17 protein-coding genes are annotated in these 19,122 nt (G+C 71.6%); 10 read left to right on the top strand and 7 right to left on the bottom strand.

Annotated elements, in window-relative coordinates; translation table 11 throughout:
* Nucleotides 1–79 precede the first annotated feature (79 nt).
* A complete protein-coding gene (locus G6048_RS21795) occupies nt 80–1,222 on the bottom strand; it encodes a DegT/DnrJ/EryC1/StrS family aminotransferase (protein WP_165341259.1) in 1,143 nt (380 codons plus the stop codon).
* Nucleotides 1,219–2,313: a DegT/DnrJ/EryC1/StrS family aminotransferase gene (locus G6048_RS21800; RefSeq protein WP_235990151.1), complete on the bottom strand. Its 1,095-nt coding sequence runs from the start codon at nt 2,311–2,313 to the stop codon at nt 1,219–1,221. Before G6048_RS21800 ends, G6048_RS21795 begins: the two co-directional genes overlap by 4 nt.
* Before the next feature lie 356 nt (nt 2,314–2,669).
* Here G6048_RS21800 and G6048_RS21805 point away from each other — a divergent pair, with 356 nt between their 5' ends.
* The 6 genes from G6048_RS21805 (at nt 2,670) to G6048_RS21830 (ending at nt 8,520) form a co-directional block, all read left to right on the top strand.
* A complete protein-coding gene (locus G6048_RS21805) occupies nt 2,670–3,743 on the top strand; it encodes a Gfo/Idh/MocA family oxidoreductase (RefSeq protein WP_165341260.1) in 1,074 nt (357 codons plus the stop codon).
* A 1-nt stretch (nt 3,744) separates the two neighbouring features.
* Nucleotides 3,745–4,650, top strand: a complete 906-nt coding sequence (locus G6048_RS21810; protein WP_165341261.1) for a sugar phosphate isomerase/epimerase family protein — start codon at nt 3,745–3,747, stop codon at nt 4,648–4,650.
* A complete protein-coding gene (locus tag G6048_RS21815) occupies nt 4,647–5,939 on the top strand; it encodes a M20/M25/M40 family metallo-hydrolase (protein WP_165341262.1) in 1,293 nt (430 codons plus the stop codon). The genes G6048_RS21810 and G6048_RS21815 overlap by 4 nt, the downstream gene beginning before the upstream one ends.
* A 63-nt stretch (nt 5,940–6,002) precedes the next feature.
* Nucleotides 6,003–7,130 carry an Ldh family oxidoreductase gene (locus G6048_RS21820; RefSeq protein ID WP_165341263.1) on the top strand — a complete coding sequence of 376 codons (1,128 nt, stop codon included), beginning with the start codon at nt 6,003–6,005 and terminating at the stop codon, nt 7,128–7,130.
* Nucleotides 7,127–8,077, top strand: a complete 951-nt coding sequence (locus G6048_RS21825) for a Gfo/Idh/MocA family protein (RefSeq protein WP_165341264.1) — start codon at nt 7,127–7,129, stop codon at nt 8,075–8,077. The genes G6048_RS21820 and G6048_RS21825 overlap by 4 nt, the downstream gene beginning before the upstream one ends.
* Before the next feature lie 26 nt (nt 8,078–8,103).
* Nucleotides 8,104–8,520, top strand: coding sequence for a DUF6917 domain-containing protein (locus G6048_RS21830; RefSeq protein WP_328826617.1), 417 nt, complete (start codon nt 8,104–8,106; stop codon nt 8,518–8,520).
* Between the two features lie 103 nt (nt 8,521–8,623).
* Here G6048_RS21830 and G6048_RS21835 read toward each other — a convergent pair whose 3' ends face one another.
* The 5 genes from G6048_RS21835 to G6048_RS21855 all read right to left on the bottom strand — a co-directional run bounded on the left by G6048_RS21835 (nt 8,624) and on the right by G6048_RS21855 (nt 13,529).
* Complete coding sequence (locus tag G6048_RS21835; protein WP_165341266.1) at nt 8,624–9,157, bottom strand: EF-hand domain-containing protein; 534 nt, start codon at nt 9,155–9,157, stop codon at nt 8,624–8,626.
* Nucleotides 9,158–9,354: 197 nt separating this feature from the next.
* On the bottom strand, nt 9,355–10,614 hold the full coding sequence (locus G6048_RS21840; RefSeq protein ID WP_165341267.1) for a nucleotide sugar dehydrogenase: 1,260 nt from the start codon (nt 10,612–10,614) through the stop codon (nt 9,355–9,357).
* A 50-nt stretch (nt 10,615–10,664) separates the two neighbouring features.
* A complete protein-coding gene (locus G6048_RS21845) occupies nt 10,665–10,973 on the bottom strand; it encodes a hypothetical protein (protein ID WP_165341268.1) in 309 nt (102 codons plus the stop codon).
* Between the two features lie 592 nt (nt 10,974–11,565).
* Complete coding sequence (locus G6048_RS21850; RefSeq protein WP_165341269.1) at nt 11,566–12,510, bottom strand: TIGR03619 family F420-dependent LLM class oxidoreductase; 945 nt, start codon at nt 12,508–12,510, stop codon at nt 11,566–11,568.
* Nucleotides 12,507–13,529 (bottom strand): helix-turn-helix transcriptional regulator, encoded by a 1,023-nt coding sequence (locus tag G6048_RS21855; protein ID WP_165341270.1) that lies wholly within the window; start codon nt 13,527–13,529, stop codon nt 12,507–12,509. The genes G6048_RS21850 and G6048_RS21855 overlap by 4 nt, the downstream gene beginning before the upstream one ends.
* Nucleotides 13,530–13,777: 248 nt before the next feature.
* On the opposite strand from G6048_RS21855, the gene G6048_RS21860 reads away from it, so the two are divergent.
* From G6048_RS21860 to G6048_RS21875, 4 genes are read left to right on the top strand one after another with little or no spacing between them, the layout of a single operon-like run.
* Entirely contained in the window at nt 13,778–14,818 is a 1,041-nt protein-coding gene (locus G6048_RS21860; RefSeq protein WP_165341271.1) for a sugar ABC transporter substrate-binding protein, read from the top strand.
* 9 nt (nt 14,819–14,827) lie between these two features.
* The gene (locus G6048_RS21865) at nt 14,828–16,381 is read left to right on the top strand and encodes a sugar ABC transporter ATP-binding protein (RefSeq protein WP_235990153.1); all 1,554 of its coding nucleotides are present in this window, start codon (nt 14,828–14,830) and stop codon (nt 16,379–16,381) included.
* On the top strand, nt 16,378–17,376 hold the full coding sequence (locus G6048_RS21870; protein ID WP_165341272.1) for an ABC transporter permease: 999 nt from the start codon (nt 16,378–16,380) through the stop codon (nt 17,374–17,376). The genes G6048_RS21865 and G6048_RS21870 overlap by 4 nt, the downstream gene beginning before the upstream one ends.
* A gap of 35 nt (nt 17,377–17,411) precedes the next feature.
* Nucleotides 17,412–19,109, top strand: coding sequence for an amidohydrolase (locus tag G6048_RS21875; RefSeq protein ID WP_165341273.1), 1,698 nt, complete (start codon nt 17,412–17,414; stop codon nt 19,107–19,109).
* Nucleotides 19,110–19,122: the final 13 nt, after the last annotated feature.

A 19,122-nucleotide genomic window follows, 5' to 3' on the forward strand; every position in this document is an offset into this window, starting at 1 on the left:
GAGTGCCGCTCGCCCGGGCAGCGGGATGGGCGAGGCGGGCGGTCGCGGGTCAACGGTGTTCGAGGCGGGCGGTCGCGGGTCAGCTGCGCTCGGTGGCGAAGGCGCACACGAGGTCGGCGACGTGCTCGACCTGTGCGTCGGTCAGCAGGTGGTGCACCGGAAGGGCGAGATGGCGGCGGGCAGCCTGTTCGGCGCGCGGCCAGCGGGCACCGGGCGACGCGTAGGGGGCGAAGGCACGGTGGGCGGGCAGGGGGCACGGATAGTAGACGTGCGTGGCCACCCCCGACTCGGTCAAATGGGCGCCGAGGCCGTCCCGGTCCTCGGCCAGGACCGTGTACACGTAGAAGCACCGGCCGTCCCTGCCGGGCGGCGGCGGGACCACACCGCGGCCGGCCAGCGGCGTGAAGCGCTCGGTGTAGTACGCGGCGATCTCCGCCCGTCGCGCCAGCCGCGCCGGGAAACCGGAGTAGCGGTACGTCTGGAAGGCGGCCTGGATCTCATCGAAGCGGCTGTTGAGTGCGACGGTGTGGTGGACGAACCGGCGACCGGCGTACTGGCCGTGGTTGCGCAGCATCCGCACTTTCTCGCCCAGTGCCGGGTCCCGGGTGACGACCACGCCGCCCTCGCCGGGCATGCCGCAGGTCTTGACCTGCACGAAGGAGTAGAGCCCCGCCTCGCCCCACAGCCCGGCCGGGACGCCCCGAAGCACGCCGCCCTGAGCGACCGCCGAGTCCTCCAGCAGGCGCAGTCCGTGCCGCCGGACCAGTTCGGCGAAGCGTGGCATGTCGGCCATGACGGAGAACATGTGAGCCGGCATCACCACCTTGGTCCGCTCGGTGACGAGCCGCTCCGCCTCGTCCGGGTCCATGGTCATGGTGTCCGGCCGAATGTCGGCGAAGACCGGTATGGCCCCGACATCGACCACCGAGGCGGCCAGGGGCGCGCAGCCGAACGCCGGCACGATGACCTCGTCACCGGGACCTACGTCCATGGCCCGCAGCACCAGCGAGAGCGCCGACGTGCCGCTGGAGCAGGCGACCACGTCGGCGGCCCCCAGGTCCTCGCGCATCAGGTCCTCGAAGGCGGCGGTGCGCCTGCCCAGGATGAACCGCTGCTCCGGGTCGAGGCCCACCTCGCGGACCAGCCCGATCAGTGCGGAGCGGTCGGCTTCGAAGAGGGCGGGAGGGAAGAACGGGACGGTGGAAGGGAGCGATGCGGTCATGCGGTCGTCCTCGTTCCGGCGAGGAAGGAGCGGATGGTGTCGCAGACGCGGTCCAGGTCGTCGGATCCGAGATCGGGGTGGAAGGGCAGGGCGACGGCGTGTCGGGCCGCCGCCTCGGCGTGAGGGAACTCGCCCTGCCGGTGGCCCAGGTGCGCGAGGGCGGGCTGGTGGGGCAGGGGCATCGGATAGTAGACCTCGGTGTCGATGCCGTGCCGGGCGAGGTGGTCGACGAGGGCATCCCGGTGCTCGGTCTCGATCAGGTAGACGTAGTACACGTCGCGGTCGTCCGGTGTTCCAGCGGTGGCCCGCGGCAGGCGGACGATCCCCGGCGCGTCCCGCAGACGGGCGGTGTACGCGTCCGCCAGTTCGGCCCGACGTGCGATGTTCTCCTCCAGGAGGGACAGCTTGACGAGGAGGACGGCCGCCTGGATGTCGTCCATCTTGCTGTTCGCGCCGGGCAGGGCGCTTTCGGTGGAGATGGCCGGGAAGTTGTTCAGCGTGCGGCCCGTCCTGCCGTGGTGGCGCAGCGCGGCGACGGTGGCCGCCACCTCCGGGTCGTCGGTGAGCACGGCTCCCGCGTCGCCGAGCGCGCCGAGCGTCTTGGAAGGGAAGAAGGACAGGACGCCGCCGACCCCGTGCACGCCCGCGTGCACTCCGTGCCGGCGCATGCCGATCGCTTCCGCGCTGTCCTCGACGACTGTCAGGCCGTGCTGCCGGGCGACGGCGGTGACGGCCGCCATGTCGGCCATCGTGTGGAACAGATGCACCGGCATCACGAACCGGCTCCGCGGAGTGACGGCCGCCTTCAGCGCCGCGGGGTCGATCGCGTACGTCTCCGGATCGATGTCGACGAACTGCGGTGTCCCGCCTGCCAGTACGACGGCCGAGGCGGTGGCGAAGAACGAGTACGCCGGCACCAGGACACCGTCGCCGGGGCGCAGTCCGCAGGCGCGGAGCAGCAACACCAGCGCGTCTGTGCCGCTGTTGACGCCGATCACATGCCGGGCGCCGGTGTAGTCCGCGAGCGCCGCTTCGAGCTGCCCGACCTGTTTGCCGTGGGAGAACTTGCCGCTGTGGAAAACGTCATCCAACGCCTTTTCGATGGAAGGCCACAGTCGTTCGAAAGTCGCGGCCTGAGAGAAGAAGGGAATTCGATCGGCCGTTCCCGGCGCAGTCGGTAATGCATCCCCGGCGCGCGCCGGAATCTGTCCACTGGAAGGCAATCTCTCACCTGTCTCCGTCGTGTCAGCGGAATGCCCACGCTAATCGGACTTCCGGTCGACGGAGAAAGGAAAGGATCATCTTCACACGTTCTGGGGAATGAGGTACCGGACGTCTTGACCATTTCCGCACGGGGCCCCAACAGTGGTGCGGCGCCCCGAAGTTGTGCGCGGCGCAGCGAATTGAGCACGCCCGTTTCCTTCCCGTTCCCCTCTTAGGAGGCCCTGTGCTGCAGCCCCTCGTGGTCGGGCTCGGCCGGTCCGGATCAGGACTGCATCTGAACACGCTCGTCCGTCTGGCCCGGCGGACCGCCGCCACGGGAGATCCGCTTGTCGCCCTGCCCGCGGTCGGCTGCGACCCCGGCGCCGTCGATCTGCCCCTGCGCATGCCCGGCGAGGTCACGGCCGTCACCACGCTGGAACAGGCCCTGCGGTACGTGGACCCCGCCACCGCGGTGGTCCACGTGTGCACACCGCCCCGGCTGCGCTACGACCTCCTCGCGGAGCTGGCCGGACACGGCTTTCGCCGAATGATCGTGGAGAAACCCCTCGCCGCGTCCATGGACGAACTCGACGCCCTGATCCGGCTGCGTCAGGAGGCCGGGCTCGATCTCGTGACCGTCGCCCACTGGATCACCTCCCGGCTCGCCGGCCGGTTACGCCGGCTGGTGAGCGGCGGACGGCTCGGCTCCCTGCGCCGTATCACCGTCGACCAGCACAAACCCCGTTTCCTGCGGTCCCTGGCGACCGACGGGCATCCGTCCGCCCTGGACGTGGAGATCCCCCACTCCCTGGCGCTCGCGCTCGATCTGGCCGGACCGGCCGAACTCCGGGCCGCGCGCTGCTGGGACCTGCGCTGCGAGGACCGCGGACTGCCCCGCCTGGGCGGCGCGCACGTCGAACTGGAGCACCGTTCGGGCGTGGAGACGCTGCTGCGCTCCGACCTCGGCGCACCCGTCCGGCAACGCAGCGTCGTCTGCGAGTTCGAAGGCGGGACGGCCACGGCCCACTTCCCACTCAGCGAGGACGACGACCACGCGCAGTTGGTCGTCGCCCCCTTCGATCGCGGTACGGCTGCCCCGCCGACCGGAGTCCTCGACGCGGACGGAGTGCCCGGGATCGGACACCACGTCTTCCGGGACGACGCCCTGACCGACTTCCTGGACGACGCCTACCGCGGCTTCTCCTCCGGCGCCGGGGGCGTCGGGAACTTCCCGCTCGCCTGCGCGACCGCCCGGCTGCTGTGCGCGGCCCGGGAACACTGCGCCGTCACACCGCGCGCCGGCGCCGGGAGCCGCTGACATGTCCCGGCACTGCGCCGCCGGATCCGGCGTCCGAGGGTTCGGGCCGCTCACCGGCATCGGCGACGAGGCGGCACCCGGCACCGACGGGCAACTGGCAGCGCTGCGAAGGCTTGGCTGGAACGCCATCGAACTGCGCACGGTCGACGGCACAGCTCTCGCCGACCTCTCCGCGGCCGCCTTCGGCACGCTGGCCCGGCGGCTCGCGGACGAAGGCGTCGCCGTGACCGCCGTCGCCTCCCGGATCGGCAACTGGTCCCGTCCCGTCACCGGCGACCTCGGCCAGGACCTGGCGGAACTCGACGTCCTGGCCGAGCACTGCGCCACCCTCGGCTGCCGTCTGGTGCGGATCATGTCGTACCCCAACGACGGTCTGACGGAGACCGAGTGGGCCGACCGCGTCCTGGCCCGCACCGCCGTCCTGGCGGACCGCGCCGAGCGCGCGGGCGTGGTGTTGGTGCACGAGAACTGCGCGGGCTGGGCCGGGGAGCGGGCCGACCGCGCGCTACGACTGGTGCGCGCCGTGGAGAGCCCCGCCCTGCGGCTGCTGTTCGACACCGGCAACGGCGTCCCGTACGGCTACCGCGCCCCGGACATGCTCCGCGACCTCGCCCCGTACGTCGTCCACGTGCACATCAAGGACGCCGTCCGCACGCCGGACGGCGGCACCGCCTACGCCCTGCCCGGCGAGGGTGAGGCCGGGGTTGTGGAATGCCTTGAGCTGCTGGCCGCCCACGGCTACACCGGAGCACTGTCCCTCGAACCCCATCTCGCGGTTCGCCCCCACGAGGGGCTGGCCCGGGCCGGTGAGGACGCCGCCGACCTGTTCGTCCGGGCCGGACAGGCTCTCGTCGGGCTGCTGGGCGCCGGACAGCCGGTCACCGGCCCGCTGGACGGCCCGGTGTGAGCGACCTCTTCACCGGCCGGCACCGAAAGTTACTGCTGGACCTGCTGCGCCTGCCGAGCGTCAACCCCCTGGAGGCCGGCCCGGACGATCCGCCGTCCCGGCTGCCCGAGATCCTCCAGCGGTACGCCACGGCCGCCGCCGAAGCGGGATTCCGCACCCTCCGCCTCGCCAATCCGCCCGCCGCCTGCCTGGACCGCCCGGGCGTGCCGTCCACGGTCCGCGCCGCCGCCCGCGATCCGCGCTTCCTCGCGGACCAGCCCAGCCTGCTGCTGCGGCTGGGACCCGAGCGTCCCCGTGCGCACACCGTGATGTTCAACGTCCACCTGGACACCGTCGCCGGGCACACCCCGCCCGCCTTCGACGGCGTGCGGTTCACCGGCCGTGGCGCGGTCGATGCCAAGGGACCCGCCGTGGCCCTGCTCGCCGGACTGCGGGCCGCCGCGTCCCACCCCGCCGTCGGACGGGACGTCACCGTGCTGCTCCAGGCCGTCGCCGGGGAGGAAGGCGGCGCCCTGGGCACCTACGGCACCCGCCCGCTGCTGGAGGACGGGCACCACGGCCGCCTCAACGTCTTCTGCGAGCCGACCGCGCTGCGCGCGCTGCCCCGGGCCACCGCCGCGATGACTGCGCGGATCACCGTCTCGGGCGAGGACGCCGTGGACGACCATCCGGACGCCGGACACAACGCCACCGTCCTGCTGGGATTCCTGTCCCAGCACCTCGCCGCATGCCTGGACGGGGCCGTACCCGGTACGCGGGTGTGCGTCGCGGGACTGCACACCGGCCGTACGCACAACCGCGTCCACGGCACCGGCACGCTGCTGATGAACCTGTCGTACCGCCGCACCGCCGACGGCGACCGCCTGAAGACCGAGGTCACCCGGCACGTCGCCGACGGCCTGCGCCGCTTCACCGAACTCTTCGCCCACACCCGCGAGTTCGCGCGCACGGCGCGGGACGCGGCACGGATCACCCGGCTCGGCTGGGACAAAGAGGGCCTGCCCGCCCTGGACGACTCCGACCCGTGGGCCGAGGAACTCCTGGCCCGCGCGGGAGCCCGGCCGGCGGCCGGCGATCCCGGCTTCACATGCGACGCCATCTGGGCGGCCGGTCTGGACGACGCCTTCACCACCGTCCTCGGGCCCGGCTGTCTCGCCGCCAACCGCGCCCACGCGCCCGGTGAGTACGTCGACCTCGCCGACCTGGAGGAGTTCGCCGGCGTGGTCCGCCGACTCGTCACGTTCTTCGCCGAAGCGGTGCCGACGGCGTCAGCGCAGCGACCTCCGTAGAGCACCACACCCCCAACCGAACGACCTACGAAGACAACTGGCCCGCCCTGTAAGGAATCCCGTATGACGGCACCCACCGCCCCGCGAGCGGCGGTCGAGCGCACAACCGTCCTCGTCGACCACGCGGAGCTGCATGCCTCGCTCACCGGCCTCTTCACCGGCCACGGCATCCCTGATGCGCGGGCCCGGCTCGCCGCGGACGCGCTGTGTCACGGCGACCTGACCGGGCTCGACTCGCACGGCGTATTCAACCTCACCCGGCTCTACCTGCCGTTGCTGGAGTCCGGCCGTTGCGACCCCCGCGCCGAACCAGAGGCCCTCACCGACCTGGGCGCCTGCGTGGTCGTCGACGCTCGACGCGCTCTGGGCCTGTGGGCCGCGGCCGAGGCCATGGACGACGCCGTGGCACGGGCCGGCCGGCACGGGGTCGGGCTGGTGTCGGTGCGCGGGGGGACCCACTTCGGGTGCGCCGGCTTCCATGCCGTACGCGCCGCGCACGCCGGGATGATCGGCGTGGTCGCGAGCAACTGCGGCGGTCAGCGCATCGCACGGCCCCCGGGCGGCGCGGCGGCGATGCTCGGCACCAACCCGCTGAGCGTCGCCGCGCCGGCCCTCGACGGACACCCGTTCCTGCTGGACATGAGCACCACCGTCGCGCCCACCGGGCGGGTCCGCGTCGCCGCCCGCCGTGGCACCCCGGTGCCCGCCGGCTGGCTGGAGGACGCGGCGGGCGCCCCGGTGACCGACCCGTCCGCCTTCGACCGCGGCGAGGCCTTCCTGCGCTGGCTGGGCGGCACGGCCGAGACCGGCGTCCACAAGGGCTACGGGCTCGGCATCGCCGTGGAACTGCTGGCCGCCGTGGTGTCCGGCGCGGCCGTGGGGCCCGCGCCCTCCGCGCTGGAAGGCGACGGCCGACCGCACGGCAGCGACGACGGCATCGGCTTCTTCCTCCTCGCGATCGCCCCGGAGGTACTGCGCCCCGGGGCGGACGTGGCCGCCGCGACCCGGTCCCTGTTCGGCGCACTCGTCGACTGCCCACCGGTACCCGGCGGCGAGCCGGTGCGCTATCCGGGCTGGCGAGAGGCGGAACTCGCCGGCGAGCGCCGCCGCCACGGCATCCCCCTGCCTCCGCACCTCCATGCGGAGCTGACCGCCCTCGGTCTCCTCGGCGGTCCCGGGAGCCCGCGATGACCGGGCCCTTGCGGCTCGGCGTCGTAGGTCTCGGCGCCATCTCCCCCTACTACCTGGCCGCCGCGGAACGGCTGCCCGATTGGCGGCTGACCGCCGTGTGCGACGCCCGCGCCGAGGCCCTGGAGCAGTTCCCCGGCCGGGCGGCACGCTTCAGCGACCACCGCACGCTTCTGGACCGGGCACGACCGGACGCCCTCGTCGTGGCCGTGCCCAACGATGTCCACCTGCCCCTGTGCCGTGACGCCCTGTCCGCCGGCGTCCCTGTCTGTGTCGAGAAGCCCCTCGCCCTGACCGCGGCCGAGGGGTCCTTGCTGGTGGATCTGGCGCGGCGCTACGAAGTCCCGCTGATGACGGCGTTCCACCGCCGCTACAACGACGCCGTCCGCGCACTGGCGCGCCGGACGACGGGCCGGGAGATCCGCTCCGTCCGGGTGCGCTATCTGGAGCGCATCGAGGAGCATCTCGGCGGCGAGGACTGGTACCTGGACCCGGCCCGCTGCGGCGGCGGCTGTGTGGCGGACAACGGCCCCAACGCCCTCGACCTGGTGCGGCTCCTGCTCGGTGAACTCGCCGTCACCGGCTGCGAAATCCACCGCGACGGCTCCGGCGTCGACCGTCAAGCGGTGATCCGCCTGCGCGGCCGTATGGGAACCACGGCGTCGGTCGAGCTGGACTGGTCGTACCCGGGAGAGCGCAAGGACATCGAGGTGGAGCTGGCAGGCGGAGAGGTGCTGCACGCCGACATGCTGGCCGGACACACCGGCTTCAAGGCGTCGCTGTGGCACGAGTACGAGGCGATCCTCACCGAGTTCGCCGGGCTGGTCCGCCCCGGGGCCCCGGCCGGCCCCGGGGCGCACGGCGGCCTGGCCGCGCTGGAACTGGCTGAGGCGGCCTACCGCTGTGCCCGGCCCGCGTTGGATGCGACGGCAGCGGAGGCGGACCGGTGAATTCAGCGGAGGACGGCCCTAAGCGCGTGGTGCGTGGATCACTGGTCAAGGTGCTGGTGCACCGCCGCACGGACCGTGGCATGCGGCTGGAGGAGCACGCGGCACGCTGCGTACGCCGGGGCGAGGTGCACGAACTGGTCACCACCGACCAGTGGGACCCGCGTCCGGGCGCCCGGATCGACCGGGTGGGTTTCCTGGGCTTCGCCGAGCTGTTGTGCGGCGGTGTGATCGACCGGGGTGACCTGGTGCGGATCGGGGACACGGCGGTCGGCGCGGTGCTCGGCTTCGACGCCTGCCACCTACCGAACCACTACAACATCCTGATCCACGCGGCGCGTCCGGTCAGCGGCCGGGACCTGGGCCTGCGGCCCGAGACCGTCGTCACCTTCGTCCAGGGCCGGGCCGGGGACCACGGCACGGTTCCCGCGCCGCCCGGTACCTGAAGGGCGATCCCGGATGGCGCCGACCCGCTGAACGGGCGCCGCCATCCGGTGCCGTGGAACCCGGGTGGTCGCCCACCCGGGTCACAGCTGCCGCTGCGGCAGGTCAGCCGAGCAGCTCGACCTCCAGCTGGCCGAAGTGGAAGTCGCGGACGGTTTGCAGCAGTTCGTCCTCGGACAGCTTTCCGTCGCCGTTCCTGTCCACCTTCTGGAAGATTTCCCCGGCCTGGGAGGCCGGCACGCCGACGGCGGTCAGCCAGCCCTGGAACTCACGGGCGTCGATCTCGCCGTCGTGGTTGTCGTCGCACAGACGGACCAGCGCCTTCACGATGGGAGAGAGCGCGCGGTTGAAGCTTGCCTCCCCCTCCTTGAACAGCATCTCCCCCGTGGCGTCGAGGAACTGCTCCCGGCTGATGGCGCCACCGGCCGGGACGCCGGCCTTCTGGGCCAGGTGCTGGTACAGCCCCTGGAAGGCGCTGTGGAGCTCCTGCACCTCCGGGGAGTCGGCGATCTTGCCGAGGTTCTGGGCGATCCGGGCGGCCTCGCCCTGGAAGTCGCTCGCCTCCAGGACGCCGTTGCCGTCGGTGTCCCACTTCTCGAAGCGCTTTGCCAGGCGGTCGTTGGCCACTGCGGTGCTCATGTGTCTCTCCATGTCTCGGACGGAGTCCGATGGTCTCGGGTGGTGTCGGATGGATGACGGACCGCGGCACCTGGACAGGGCCGCGACCGCGCAGGGCAGTACCGCTGCGCGGGCTCTGGGGCCGGCGACGGCCGGCAGGAGGAGACGCCGGCTCAAGCCGGAGCGAGGAGGCACCGGCTCAAGCCGGAGCGAGGGAATCAGAGAAGGGTGACCCGGCTGCCCACGGCCTTGCCGCGGGTGTCGAGCAGGGCGCAGCGAGCCTGGCCCAGTGCTTCCCTGGCGTAACAGGCGTGATCCTGCAACAGGATCGCCACATCGGCGTGGGCCATGGCTTCCTGGAGGTTCTCGGCGCGCGGCAGAGACCGGCCGCCGACAGTGAACTCGGCTATGTACGGGTCGTGGTAGTACACGTCGGCACCGGCGGCGAGCAGTCCTGCCGCCACCGGGTGCGCCGGCGTCTCCCGGACGTCGGCCACATCCGCTTTGTAGGTGATTCCGAGGAGCAGGGCCCGTGCGCCCTCAGGGCGGCCGCGGGCATCGGTGAGCAGGGCCAGCGCTCGGTCCACGACATGGTTCGGCATGCGGCCGAGGACCTCGTGTGCGGCTGCCAGCGTGCGGAAGGCGAAGCCCTGGGATTCGGCCCGCGCGGTGAGATAGCGGGGGTCGACAGGAATGCAGTGTCCGCCGACGCCGGGTCCGGGCCTGAAGGGTGCGAAGCCGAAGGGCTTGGACGCGGCACAGTGCAGCACGTCCCAGATGTCGATGCCGGTCTCGTGGCAGAACAGTGCCACTTCGTCGACCAGGGCCATGTTGACGTACCGGTAGGTGTTTTCGAGGAGTTTGGCCATCTCCGCCTCCCGCGTTCCACGGGCGACGACGAGGTGGTCCACGAACCGGGAGTAGAACGCGACGGCGTACTTGGCGCACAGAGCGCTGCAACCGCTCACGATCTTCGGCGTGTTGCGGATGGTCCACGTCTCGTTGCCGGGGTCGATGCGCTGTGGCGAATACGCCAGGTGGAAGTCCTCGCCCGCCTGCAGCCCGCTGCTGTGCTCCAGCAGCGGCCGCACGACGTCCTCCGTGGTGCCGGGATAGCTGGTGGACTCAAGGACGACGAGCATGCCGGGGCGCAGCCGGGCGGCGACGACCCGGGCTGCGTCCTCGACCGCGGACAGGTCGGGTAAGCCTTCCGGTGTGAGTCCGGTCGGCACAGAGATCACCACGGTCTGCGCGCCGTCCAGGACTGCTGGGTCGGTCGTGGCATGAAAGCCCGCGTCCAGCATGACCGCGACCTCGGCGTCGAAGACGCCGCCGACATGGGAACGGGCTGCGGCGAGTCCCGACACCACCGTGCCGGACACGTCGTACCCCACGGTCGCCAGACCTGCCGAGACCGCGGCTCTGGCGAGCGGCAGCCCGACATGCCCCAGCCCGATGACGACGAGATCGGTGGCCATGTGCGTACGTTCTCCTGAGGTTGTGGGGGGTGAACGGGAACAGCGGTGGCTCAGGCGGAGAAACTGCCGCTGCCGGGCGCCACGTGCGAGCCGTATCCGGGCTCCACGGTGAGGCCGGGGGTCAGACAGAACGGGTCGGCGTAGACGGTGACCGGACGATCGGTGTGGTTCGTCAGCACATGCGCGTCGGGCGGAAGCTTCTGGCACCCTTGCGGATCGCGATAAACAGTCAGCGGCGTCGCTTCCGTAGTGAACACCACCACATCTCCCTGCTCCGCCGCGGCAGCGGTGCCGGTGGCGGCGCTTGCCGCGAGCAGCGCACCGGCAGCGGCGAACATGAAGACACGGGCACAGCGCATGAATTGGTCCTTTCGGCAGTGTGTTGTCGAAATGATTCTTTTCAGGAGATGCACACGTTAAGCACGGACCCACCCTGATGCGCTCGAACCAGTGACGCCCTCAATGGAGTTGACGCCTCGGTCGGTGATCCGCGTCCCGTCGGTATCGGACGCGGGACGGGCCGGGCACGGGTTCACCGGCGCGGCGAGAAACCGGTTCCGGCTCAGGCGATCCCTCGGCGGCTGCTGGCCAGCGGCCACCGGGGAAGATCGTGCCGCCCCTCAGCCGCGTTGCCTGCGAACTCGAATGCGGAGCTTCGGGGCGCAACATGCCGAACGTGATGCTGACCAGTTGCCGACTCAACTGACTACCCATCAAGTGTCAACGGTTCGCATGCGAGTCGCTCAAGGTCTACTGCAATGCAAGACAAGGACTGACCTTCTACCACTCGCCGACCGAGCCCCGCACCACGATGGCGTCACTTGACCGTCGCCCCGGCGACCGAGACCGTGCCTGCTATTTCTCCGGACCGGGGTACGGAACGACGTCGTGAGGCACACCGAGATCCTCACCACAGCGCAACCGGGCCGGGTAAGCCGCTGAAGGCCCGCACTACGCGGTGAGCCCTGTCACCCGCCGCATCACCTCATGACAGAACGTCCCGACCCCGTCCGGGTCGTCGATGAACTGGTTCGGCTTGATGCAGAAGGTCGTGAAGCCCTGTTCCAGTTGTTCCGGGATCGATGCCAGGGCCGCGCCGAGATCCGCCGTGGAGCGGTCGTCGGGGAACACGGCCTGGGTGCCGCCGATCATCTCCAGCTCGGTGACGTCCCGGCCGGCCGCCGTCATAGCGTCCTTGAGCAGTTGCATGTCCTGCGGTGTGGGCCGGCCCAGCGGGTGGAAGCCGTGGCCGTACTGGACTAGTCGACGCAGGACGGGGCCGTGCAGGCGCTGGCCGCCGAACCACAGTCGCGGGCCCTCCGGTCGGTATGCCTTGGGCTCGAAGTAGACGTCCCGGAAGGGGTAGTTCTCGCCGTCGTGCGAGATCGGGGACGGTCCCCATGCCTTCGCCCAGACTTCCAGGTGCTCGTCGAGCAGTCGGCCCCTCCTGCCGAAGGGCACTCCCAGCGCGTCGTACTCGTCCTTGCTCCAGCTGACCGTGGGCTGCACCAGCAGCCGCCCTTCGCTGATCAGGTCGAGGGTGCCCAACTCCCGTGCCATGAGCAGCGGATGGCGCAGCGGAGCGAGGACGGCCGCGGCGGCCAGGCGCAGGCGCTCGGTGACGGAGGCGATGGCGGCGAGCAGGAGCAGGGAGTTGGGCCAGGGGGTGTACGGGTCCTGGTTGCCCGGGAGGGCGTAGTCGCGGGGGTTGCCCATGATGCCGTCGGCGCCGGCGTCAGGGCCGAGCACGATGTGTTCGCTGACCATCACCGAGTCGAAGCCGGCCTCCTCGGCCTCGCGGGCCCACCGGACCGCCTTCGGCAGGTCGGCGCGGCCGCCGGTCAGGGTCCAGTTCTCGCTGAGGACGAGCAGCATGCGGGGTTGCGTGGTGGTCATCTGGGCTCCCTCTCGACGAAGTACTCGAGGTCCTCTGGCGCGGGCCGCAGCACACCGTCACGTACGGCGAGCGCCGTCGCCTCGGCGCGGGAGGCGCAGCCGGTCTTGCGCAGCAGGTGCTCGATGTGGCTGTGCACTGTGCGCGGCGACAGGAACAGGGCCTGCGCGATGGCCTGATTGGTCTGGCCCCGGGCGGCTCGCGTGAGTACTTCGAGTTCGCGCGGGCTCAGGCCGTACGGCAGCTCGGCGCGCTCCTCGTACACCAGGACCGCCTCGCGTGCCGCCGGACCCGCCGTGCACCGTTGCAGCACCACTCGGCACCATCCGGGGCCGACCGGCCACAGGACCCGAAGTCGCAGGCCCCGCGAGAGGGTGAACGCCTCCGTGATCCGTCGGAAGTCCTCATCGTCCAGCGCCCCGGCGGGCGCCCGGCCCGGCAGCTCGATGACGCCGTCGGGGGTGACGAGGTTCGCCGCCGCCTCGGCCGGGAGTTCGTGGGAGCCACCGGCGTGGGCGGTGGGGTCGGCGAGGGCGCCCAGTGCGGGGAGGATCGAGGCGAGCAGTTGTCGCGCCTCGGTGTCGTAAACGTCGGCGCCTTCCGCGGAGAGGTGGATCAGGCCCACGAGGCGCCCCTGGTGGCGCAGCGCGCCGGTCAGCCCGTCACGGAAGCCGGCGGGGCGGACGCGCTCGGCGTAGAACCAGCCGTGCCGGAAGCGCAGTCCGGGATCGTCTGCGTCCTCAGAGATGGAGGGCGGCAGTTCCTGCCGTACGACGTTGGCGTACCAGGAGGTCGAGACGAACTCGGCGGCCAGGGCCTGCGAGGCCGCGGCGGGGTAGCCGACACCGGCGATCTGCAGGTGCGCCCCGGAGACGGGGTCGATCCCGAGCAGGGACGCGGCGTCGAACGGAAGGGCCCGGCCGAGTTCCTGCAGGGCCTGGGCGCAGGCCGTGGCGGTGTCGCGCTCGCGCGTGAGCATGCCGATGCGTGTCGCGGCGGCGATCTGCTGGGGGCCGAGCATGCGAACCTCCCGACGGCTCTTGTCGCTACGAAGATTGTCGACCCGATTGTTTGGGTCCTAACGATATGCGGGTCCGGGGCGCCGGACAAGCCTTCTGCCGTTCCGCGACCACGCCCCTCCTGGTCGGCGCCCGTGCGCTCGGAGAGTCGGTATTTGTACGGATGGCGGGGCAGAACGGCCGGCGCTTTCCTGTTCGGCACAGCCGGACGCCCGCCGTGACGGGCCCGTTTCCCTGGGAGAGCCCCGCCATGACCCGATTCCAGCAAGCCGCGTCCACGGCTTCACGCAGGCAGTTCCTCGCATGGTCCGGCGGCATCACGGCGGCCACCGCGCTGGCCGCCACGGGCTGTTCGGCGCCGGACGACGGCGCGAGCTCGAACGCCGCGGCCGCCGGCTCGTCGGCGGAGGCGAAGACGCTCAGCAAGATCGGCCTGGACTATCCGTTCACTCAACTCCCCCTGTACTCCACGCTGGTGAAACTCTCCACCAAGGCCGCGAAGCAGCACGGCGTCACCCTGCTGACCACGAGCGACGCGAGCAACGCCGACACTCAGGCCACCAATCTGAGTGCCTGGGTCTCCCAGAAGGTCCCGGCCATCGTGTCGTTCCCGATGGTCTTCGAGGCCACCGAGGCCACCGCCAAGCGGGCCCTCGACGCCGGGCTGATCTGGGTCACGTACGGCGGAACGCTGGAACACCAGAGCGCGGACATCCAGTTCAGCTTCCTCGAGGGCGGCACCCTGCTCGGGGAGGCCGCCGCGAAGTGGGCCGACGAGCAACTCGGTGGCAAGGGCAAGATCGCCTTCCTCACCGACAGCACGATCCAGCTGGGCCGTGAGCGCACCAAAGGCATGATCGACGCCTTCACCAAGCACGCGCCCGGTGTCGACGTGGTCGCGAAGGAGCAGGCCATCGACCCGGACACCGGGCTCTCGAAGACCCGGGCCATCCTTGCCAAGCACCCCGACCTCAATATCCTCCTCGGTGTCACGGACGCCGCCGCGTACGGCGGCTTCAAGGCCCTCCAGCAGACGGGGCGGGCGAAGGCCGACGCCAAGACCTTCGTGGGAGGGCAGGACGGCGCCGCCCCTTCCCTCCTGGCCATCAAGCAGGGCACGTTCTACCGGGCCTCCGCCGCGCTGGCGCCGAAGGACATCGCGAACGCCATCGTCGACGTGCCGCTGGCCGTCGCCGCCGGGAAGGCGAATCCAAGCGCCCAGGTGCCGATCACGCTCATCCAGCACGCGGACACCGCGCGGATCGACGACCTCCTCGCGCAGAACTCCTAGGCGGCCGGCATGACGGGCAAGACAGGCATGGCGGAACCGAATCTCCGTATCCGCGGACTCAGCAAGTCCTTCGGCGGGGTCCGGGCACTGGACCGCGTGGACCTCACCGTCCCGGCGGGCCAGGTGCACGCCCTCCTCGGCCACAACGGCGCCGGCAAGTCCACCCTGATCAAGTGCCTCGGCGGGGCCTTCCCGCCGGACGCGGGCACGATCGAGGTGGGTGGCAGTAGCCACACACGGCTGAGCCCGCGCGAGTCGATCGCCGCCGGAGTGGCGATCATCTTCCAGACGCTCAGCGTCGTCGACTCCCTGACGGTGGCCGAGAACATCTTCCTCGGCCAGGAGTGGACCAAGTACGGCCGGATCGACCGCCGGGCCCAGGAGGACGTCGCGGCCGGACTGCTCCAGCGGGTGGCGGCGAACTGCTCCCCTCGCGACCGGGTGGGCGAACTCCCCATGGGCCAACGGCAGTTGGTGGAGATCGCCAAGGCGCTCAGCCGCAGCGCCTCGGTCCTCGTCCTGGACGAGCCCACCGCCGCCCTGTCCGGGGCCGAGAGCGACGCGCTGGCCGAGCGGGTGGAGGACCTGCGCACCCAGGGGCTGGCCATCGTGTACGTCACTCATCTGCTGGCCGAGGTGGAGCGGCTCGCGGACACCGTAACGGTGCTTCGGGACGGGCGCGTGACGCATCAGTCGGAGGTGTCGGGGCGGAGCCGGCAGGAGTTGGTCGACGCGATCGTCGGCCCGGCGCCTCCCGTCTCGCCGGGCACGACAACGCGTGCCCCGGCACGCTCCGACGCGCCGCGCCCTGTCTGCCTCACGGTGGACGGCCTGCGGGGTCCCGGATTCGGTCCCGTCGACGTGGACGTGGCCGAGGGCGAGATCGTCGGCCTGTTCGGGCTCATCGGTTCCGGCCGTACGCGCGTTCTGGAGACGCTCTTCGGCAGGCGCCGTGCGTCGGGTGGGACCGTGCGCGTCAAAGGCCGTGCCGTCGAAGCCACCCGGCCCGCCGACGCACTGGCCGCGGGGATCGCCCTCGTACCGGCGGACCGGCGCAGACAGGGCCTGTTCCCGGTGCTGAGCGCGCAGGACAACGCGCTGCTGCCGGCGATACGTCCGCTCGCCCGGCGCGGCGTACGGGCGCTGCGTGCCGAGCGGCGGATCTTCGGCGCGCTGTGCGAGGCCGTGGGGCTGCGCCCGGCCCGGCCGGGCCTGCCGGCGGCCGCCTTCTCCGGCGGGAACCAGCAGAAGCTCGTGCTCGGCCGCTGGATCAACGAGGCGCACCACGTCGACGTCCTGCTCCTCGACGAGCCCACCCAAGGCGTCGACGTGGGCGCCCGGCAGGAGATCTACCAGGTCGTCTCCTCGCTCGCCGCGCAGGGCGGCACCGCCGTGCTGTTCGCCTCCAGCGACCCCGAGGAGGTCGTCGCGCTCGCCCACCGCTGCCTGATCGTCTCCGCCGGCCGGATCACCGGAGAACTCAGCGGCGCCGAACTCACCGAGGCCGCGCTCCTGTCGGCCGTCCACGACCCCGCCCCCGCGACCTCGGAAGGAGCGGCATGACGACCGCGACCACCTCCCCCGCCGACCGCCTCGTTCCGGGCCCGCGCGCCCTGGCCGGCAGCGGACTCGACACCGTGCGGAGGCATCCGCTGCTCGTCGTCCTCGCCCTGATGGTGCTGGTGTTCCAGCTGACGACCGGCAGCTTCCTCGACGGAGGCAACCTGCGCGGGATCGCCACCGACGCGGCCACCCTCACCCTCGTGGCGGTGCCTCTGGCGCTGCTGGTGATCAGCGGTTACCTCGATCTGTCGGTCGGCTCCACTGTCGCGCTGGGCGGGCTGGTCGCCGGCTGGCTCGCCGGGCAGCAGCACCTGTCACCGGTCGTCGCCGTGCTGGGCGCACTCGTTGTGGGGGCGGCGGTGGGCGCCGTGAACGGCATCCTGTGCTGTTATCTGGGGCTGTCCTCGTTCATCGTGACGCTGGGCATGCTGACCGCGGTGCGCGGACTCGCGCAGCAGCTCTTCCCGCTGCCGCTGAGCGGCTTCGGCTCCGGGTTCGCCTGGCTCGGCGGGTCGCGTATCGCCGGGATCGACGCGCCGGTCGTCATCGCGCTGCTGGTGCTCGTCGCCGGTGCGTTGTTCCTGGCGCTCACCCCGGCCGGGCGGCACGTCTTCGCCATCGGCGTCAACCGGGAGGCCGCCCATCTCTCCGGCATCAGCGTCCGCCGTACGCCCTTCGCACTGTTCGTCGTCACCTCGGTCGCGGCGGCCCTGGCCGGCGCGATCAAAGCGTCCGTACTGGACAGCGCGGTCGCCGGAACATCCGGGGCCGGCTTCGAGCTGACCGTGCTCACCGCGGTCCTGCTCGGCGGAGTCGCGCTCACCGGCGGCTCGGGCTCCGTGTTCGGAGTACTGCTCGGCGTACTGTTCCTCGGTTGTCTGCAGAACGGGCTGACGCTGCTGAACGTGCCGACGTTCTGGCAGCAGATGGCGCAGGGCATCGCCCTGGCGGCGGGCGCGGCGCTCGCCTACTTCGGTCCGCGGCTGACGCGGTGACCCGTCTATCGACCTTCGTCCCAGAGAGGTTTCGCGTGAGCGACAGCGCCCCCACCCTCATCCTGACCGGCGGACAGGTCCTGACCGTCGACGACGGCTTCACCGTGGCCGAAGGTGTCGCCGTGCACGGCCGGACCATCGTCGCCGTCGGCACGGACGCCGAGATCCGCGCACTGACCGGGCCTGGCACACGTGTCGTCGAACTGGGCGGCCGGACCGTACTGCCCGGCATCAACGACTCCCATCTGCACGGGGCCGCGTACGGCATGACCAAGCCGCCCTTCGCCATCGCCGTCGGCCATCCGGCGGTGGCGTCGATCGCCGACATCGCCGCCGCCGTACGGAGTCAGGTGCAAGCCTCCCGGCCCGGCGAGTGGATCATCGGCCTCGGCTGGGACCCCGGCTACCTGGCGGAGTGCCTCGCCGACCCCCGGCGCTTCCCGCACCGCCGGGACCTGGACACCGTGGCGCCGGAAAACCCGGTCTGTCTGACCGACTTCTCCTCGCACATGGTGTGGGTCAACAGCGCGGCCCTGCGCCAGTGCGGCATCGACACGTCGAGTGTGCCCCCGTCGGGCGGCGTCATCGACCTCGACCCGGACGGCGAGCCCTCCGGCATCCTGCGCGAGGCCGCCCAGGGACTCGTCCAGGCCGCGCTCCCCTCCCCCACCGTCGCCCAGCGCCGCCAGGCCATCCGGAACGTGATCGCCGAACTCCACTCGCGCGGCATCACCAGCTACACCGAGCCCGGCCTCGGCCCCGGCGGCACGACGACCCTGTTCGGCGGGCTGAGCACCGACAACTGGACCGCGTACGCCGACCTCGCGGCCACCGGCGGGCTCGAGGCCCGGATCAGCGTCCTCCTGCTGCCCGCGCCGATGGGCGGCTCCGCGGACGACGTACGCAAGGGCCTCGCCGAACTGCGCCGCCCGGAGTCGGCCGACCCGCGTCTCCTGCGTGCGATCGGCGTCAAGATCTTCGCCGACGGAGTACCGCCGAACCGTACGGCGTGGATGAACGAGCCGTACGCCGACGGCGGCCACGGCGCGCTGTGCGTGCACGGCGACTCTCCCGCGCTCCAGGTCGACGAGCTGCGCGAGATGATCCGGATCGCGCACGAGGCGGGCTTCCAGCTGGGCGTGCACGTCACCGGCGACCGGGCCATCGACACTGTTGTGGACGCGTTCGTCGCGGCCGACGAGGCGGCACCGCGGCCCGACGCCCGGCACTACGTCATCCACGGCGACTTCATCGGCGCCGGCAGCCTCGTCAAACTCGCCGCGCACGGCTACGGCATCAACATGAACCCGGCCATCAAGTGGACCATCTCCGACCTGATGGACGAGGTCGTCGGTGCCGAACGCTCCGCCTACCAGTGGCCCGTACGGTCCGCCGTCGAGGCCGGGATCGCGGTCTGCGCCAGCTCCGACGCGCCGATCACGGAGCCCGACTGGCGGCAGGGGGTGGCCGCGATGATGCTGCGGGAGTCGAAGGCGAGCGGCCGGCGCAGCGGTCCGGAGCAGTGTGTGGGCCTCGCCGAGGCCGTGCGTGCGTACACGATCAATGCGGCCCGTCAGGACTTCGCGGAGGAGTGGAAGGGGTCCGTCGAGGTCGGCAAGGTCGCGGATCTGTGCGTAATGGACCGTCCGCTGCTGGAACTGGATCCCCACGAAATCACGGACGTGGAGGTGGACTTGACGGTCTTCGACGGGCGCGTCGTCCACGAGCGCTGAGCGCCACGCGGTC

The sequence above is a fragment of the Streptomyces ureilyticus genome (genome assembly GCF_011045025.1).
GTDB classification, from domain to species: Bacteria; Actinomycetota; Actinomycetes; order Streptomycetales; family Streptomycetaceae; genus Streptomyces; species Streptomyces ureilyticus.